The 4,200-nt window shown below is 36.2% G+C and carries 5 protein-coding genes; 3 read left to right on the top strand and 2 right to left on the bottom strand.

The features are described 5' to 3' along the window. Positions 1–109 precede the first annotated feature (109 nt). Positions 110–346, bottom strand: coding sequence for an IDEAL domain-containing protein (locus ACR65M_RS26605; protein ID WP_121447030.1), 237 nt, complete (start codon positions 344–346; stop codon positions 110–112). Between the two features lie 187 nt (positions 347–533). Between ACR65M_RS26605 and ACR65M_RS26600 the strand changes: the two genes are divergently transcribed. Both ACR65M_RS26600 and ACR65M_RS26595 read left to right on the top strand, forming a co-directional pair. Beyond that, the gene (locus ACR65M_RS26600) at positions 534–749 is read left to right on the top strand and encodes a hypothetical protein (protein ID WP_121447029.1); all 216 of its coding nucleotides are present in this window, start codon (positions 534–536) and stop codon (positions 747–749) included. Between the two features lie 185 nt (positions 750–934). Beyond that, a complete protein-coding gene (locus tag ACR65M_RS26595) occupies positions 935–1,474 on the top strand; it encodes a competence protein ComK (RefSeq protein ID WP_341332426.1) in 540 nt (179 codons plus the stop codon). 34 nt (positions 1,475–1,508) lie between these two features. Here ACR65M_RS26595 and ACR65M_RS26590 read toward each other — a convergent pair whose 3' ends face one another. Beyond that, on the bottom strand, positions 1,509–1,886 hold the full coding sequence (locus ACR65M_RS26590) for a YhjD family protein (protein WP_341332425.1): 378 nt from the start codon (positions 1,884–1,886) through the stop codon (positions 1,509–1,511). Between the two features lie 171 nt (positions 1,887–2,057). Between ACR65M_RS26590 and ACR65M_RS26585 the strand changes: the two genes are divergently transcribed. Then, on the top strand, positions 2,058–4,049 hold the full coding sequence (locus ACR65M_RS26585) for a S9 family peptidase (protein ID WP_440274901.1): 1,992 nt from the start codon (positions 2,058–2,060) through the stop codon (positions 4,047–4,049). Positions 4,050–4,200: the final 151 nt, after the last annotated feature.

Raw genomic sequence — 4,200 nt, 5'->3', positions numbered from 1 at the left:
ATAGAAAAAGGTGAGTTTGAGCGTGCTCAAACTCACCTTTTTCATTATTCGAAGCTAGTTAATGTCCCAGCCTCTTTATTCGGTTATTCTTGGACTTTACAATTTTATATTATGACGTTTTGCTAAATAATTTGCGGTACTCCGCTGAAGCTTCCATAAACAATCCTTCATTTTTTGAGTCAATTGCTTCATTAACCCTCGTTTCCAAAAGCTCTTTTCTTCGTTTAAATAGGCTCTCATCGATAATCATTTGAATATATATGTCTAATACCGATTCCCTAGGTGCTTTGAAATTTTTCGTATCCCGTGACTTCATGATCTCAGAGTATGTTTTTCTTTTTTTCATGAAAGCTCACTCCTAACCCTTTTTAATAGTATATTTAGGTGGACACGTAAAATCAACCGAATTTTTAGACTTTTTAAAAATTTATTTGGAATACTAATAGTGTCTAGGCAAACTTTAACTGACTAAAGTTAAATTCTTGTATGATAATTTGTATTTTCATGCATGATAAGAATGGAGGTGGAAAAATATGAAAAATAATTTAGATGAGGGTTCAAATCACGATATCCCAAAGAATACACCATTAAATCCAGTTTTCGGCATGTCAAATGTCCTAGACACAAATAATCCTTTTCTTTCAGAATCTGCTTATGCGGGTAATTCGGTGGATGAGCATACGACATTAGAACAAGCAAACTCCTATCTGGCCGAAAAAGAGCTAGGACAAATAAATGAAAATTCATAGCAGAAAATAAACTCGGTGGTCTTCTTTTAAAAATGTTTTTGCATCCAAAAAAACATTTTAGAAAGAATTCCACTCTTTTTTTGTGAATTTTTTGTGAACTGTATAGTTATAAATACCTAGTAATGCTAATATGAAAATGCTTCCATTAGTAAAAATATTAGAATAATTTAAAGGGGGATGAATAGATGGAGGTTAAGCAAACGAATTATTTGATGGAATATGAAATTAATCCAGACACTATGGCGGTATTACCTATTGAAATAGGTAAAAATACTTGTTCAAGGGTACTTGAAGTTGAAGGTGAATATGTTGTTGCTATGAAGCCGACTGAGATTGTTGACCGAAGCTGCCGTTATTTTGGAAGCTCGCTTAAGGGCAGGCAAGAAGGGACACGTGAAATTATGGGGGTAACCCATAAAGCACCGATTATTGTTGAAGCGTCTAATAAGATTTTTTTATTTCCTACCGCATCGCCAACAAAGCAAGACTGCGCATGGCTATCTCATAACTATGTTTCAGATTGTAGATACAGTGTGAACGAGAACACAACTGTTATTTTTACAAATAAGCAAGCCATTAAATTGCAAATCTCGAAAGGCTCCTTTCAAAACCAACTCCATAGAACTGCACAACTGCGAACGATTGTTACCAATAGAATGGACAAGCCAAATAAACGCATAAATTTTGTATTAAATCCTCAAAACGATCCAAGTATTCCAAACTAATCTGATTGCCAATAATGAATTGGTTTTCCCAGCCTTACGTTTGTTCATTGTTAGTCATTGTCTTTTCGATGAAATAAGATTCAAGCAACTGTTGAACTTCATTTCGAATCCGTGGGTTAAAGTAGTTATGTTCCTCTTCATAGCCTCGATACATGAATGAAAATAATGTGAATGCCTCATCTCTTTGTTTTTCCCATACCTTCATATTTTTCTTTTTCATTTGTTGTTTAATTGTATAGAGGTCTTTTTGAACCATCTTCATTGTATGTTCAAGTAAATGGAGATATGGCTTCTTTAACTTAAAGCCAGCGGTTTCTATTGCTGTCAGATCACGATTAAGGATGGTAAGAACCATAGGTAAAAAGATAGCTTTTTCAAAAATAGCTCGGTCATCCTCAGGTATTCTTGTCATGATTATCCCTCTTTTTTTAGAACGTATGTTTGTATATATGATAAGACATATTTTTAGAAGAATCAAGAAGAGAGAAGGAAAAAGTATTTCTAGTGTCGAAATACTTTTATTAGTGGTGCATCATGTATGAGGTACTACAATGACAATTCGTAAACAAAGGACGGGAGAAGAATGACAGAGATAAAACGTAGAGGCATCGTAGCAGAGGATTTATATGAATTAAAAACAGTCAATAATCCACAGCTTTCTCCGGATGGAAGCAAATTTGTGTTTGTGGAGACTGAAATTAATAAGGATAAGCACGAGTATAACTCACATTTATATGTTGGCGCTGTTGAGGGTAAAGTTACTCAATGGACTTTTGGTGATGTGAGAGATGGGTCGCCACGTTGGTCCCCGACTGGAGAATCTATTGCATTTGTATCGAATCGTTCTGGAAAACAGCAAATCTATTGCTTGCATACAGATGGTGGTGAACCAAAACAAATTACATATTGTGCAAATGGAGCACGAAATCCGATCTGGTCACCGGATGGTTCAAAGATCTTATTTACTACTTCATTAGCACATGACGAGAGCGTTACGGATAAAGAAAAGAAGAAGAAGGAAGAAGATGAGAAACATCTTGAACCGATGATCGTTGAAAGAATCCGTTATAAATCTGACGCAGCAGGATTTCTAGATAACAAAAATCAACATCTTGCATTGGTAGATGTAGCTACTGGTGCAGTGGAGCAATTAACATCAGGGGAACATGATTATACGGCAGGATGTTGGTCTCCTGATGGATCAAAAATTACATTTGTAGGAGATATCAATGAGGATTCAGATTATAACTTGATTTCTGATGTCTATGTGATGTCGCTCAAAGATAAGAGCTATGAAAAGATTACGAACGGCTCAGGGAACTTTGGTACTCCTTCTTGGTCTCCTGATGGCCAATATATTGCATTAGTTGGACATGAACAAGAATTTGCAGGAGCCACTTTACCAAAAATTTGGTTATATACAATTGAAAGTGCTGAGCTAACTTGTTTAACAAGTGAATTAGATGCTTATGTAGGAGATTGTGTTGCTGCTGACTTCCAATTAGGGGGATCCAATCCTGGTGTCATCTGGAACGAAGATAGTAGAAGTTTTTACTTTCTATTAACTAACCATGGTAGTACAGGGGTTTATTATGGATCTATTGAGGGTGAAGTTTATCCATCATTATTCGAGAACCAGCATGTATTTGCACTAACAGTAAATAATCATAAGGCAGTTGTTGGTATCAGTAAACCAACAGAACCAGGGGATTTATATTATTTAGATTTGAGTACTGGAGAAATAAATCGACTCACAAATGTAAATGAAAAGTTTTTACAGGATATTGAATTGTCTGATGCGCAAAGCTTTACATTTAATGCCCCAGATGGTTGGGAAATTAATGGCTGGGTGATGAAGCCAGTTGGTTATGAAGAAGGTAAAAAGTATCCAACAATTATTGAAGTACATGGTGGTCCTCATGCGATGTATGCCAATACGTATTTCCATGAATTTCAAGTGTTAACTAGTAAGGGATTTGTTGTTATCTTTACTAATCCACGCGGTAGTCATGGCTATGGTCAGCAATTTGTTGATGCTGTTCGAGGTGATTATGGCGGCAAGGATTATTTAGACGTGATGGCAGCAACTGACTATGCAGTGGATCATTTTGATTTTGTTGATGAAACAAAACTTGGTGTAACAGGTGGAAGCTATGGTGGTTTCATGACGAATTGGATCGTCGGTCATACAAATCGATTTAAAGCCGCCGTTACACAACGTTCAATTTCAAACTGGCTTAGCTTTTATGGGGTAAGTGATATTGGCTACTTCTTTACGGAATGGGAGTTAAAAGGAAATTTCCTTGAAGATCCTGAAAAGTTATGGAATCATTCACCACTTAAATATGTTGGGAATGTAGAAACTCCTTTATTGATCATCCATGGTGAGCGTGATTTCCGTTGTCCAATCGAACAGGCAGAGCAGTTCTATGTTGCTCTGAAACACCAAAAGAAACCAACAAAATTTGTTCGTTTCCCAGGTGCTAACCATGAATTATCTAGAAGCGGAAATCCAAAATTAAGGGTGGCACGCCTTGACCATATTAAAGATTGGTTTGTAGAATATCTCGTTTAATTAACGGGTGATTCTGGGTGCATAACAGTTAATCACTATATACTTTTAGCGTGAATTCACATATGAATTCACGCTTTAATTAGTCTTTTTAAACCACACGCTCTGCGTGTGTGCAAACGAAACTTATAGAGTCGTACCAGAAGACAAAAAA

It is taken from the genome of Ferdinandcohnia sp. SAFN-114 (genome assembly GCF_059415045.1).
The sequence above is the reverse complement of the archived record's forward strand: the minus strand, read 5'-3'. Positions and strand labels throughout refer to the sequence as shown.

Bases quoted from the DNA above. Each gene is read 5' to 3' on its own strand.
- ACR65M_RS26585 (WP_440274901.1), top strand. From the start codon at position 2,058: ATGACAGAGATAAAACGTAGAGGCATCGTAGCAGAGGATTTATATGAA.
- ACR65M_RS26595 (WP_341332426.1), top strand. From the start codon at position 935: ATGGAGGTTAAGCAAACGAATTATTTGATGGAATATGAAATTAATCCA.
- ACR65M_RS26600 (WP_121447029.1), top strand. From the start codon at position 534: ATGAAAAATAATTTAGATGAGGGTTCAAATCACGATATCCCAAAGAAT.
- ACR65M_RS26590 (WP_341332425.1), bottom strand. From the start codon at position 1,886: ATGACAAGAATACCTGAGGATGACCGAGCTATTTTTGAAAAAGCTATC.
- ACR65M_RS26605 (WP_121447030.1), bottom strand. From the start codon at position 346: ATGAAAAAAAGAAAAACATACTCTGAGATCATGAAGTCACGGGATACG.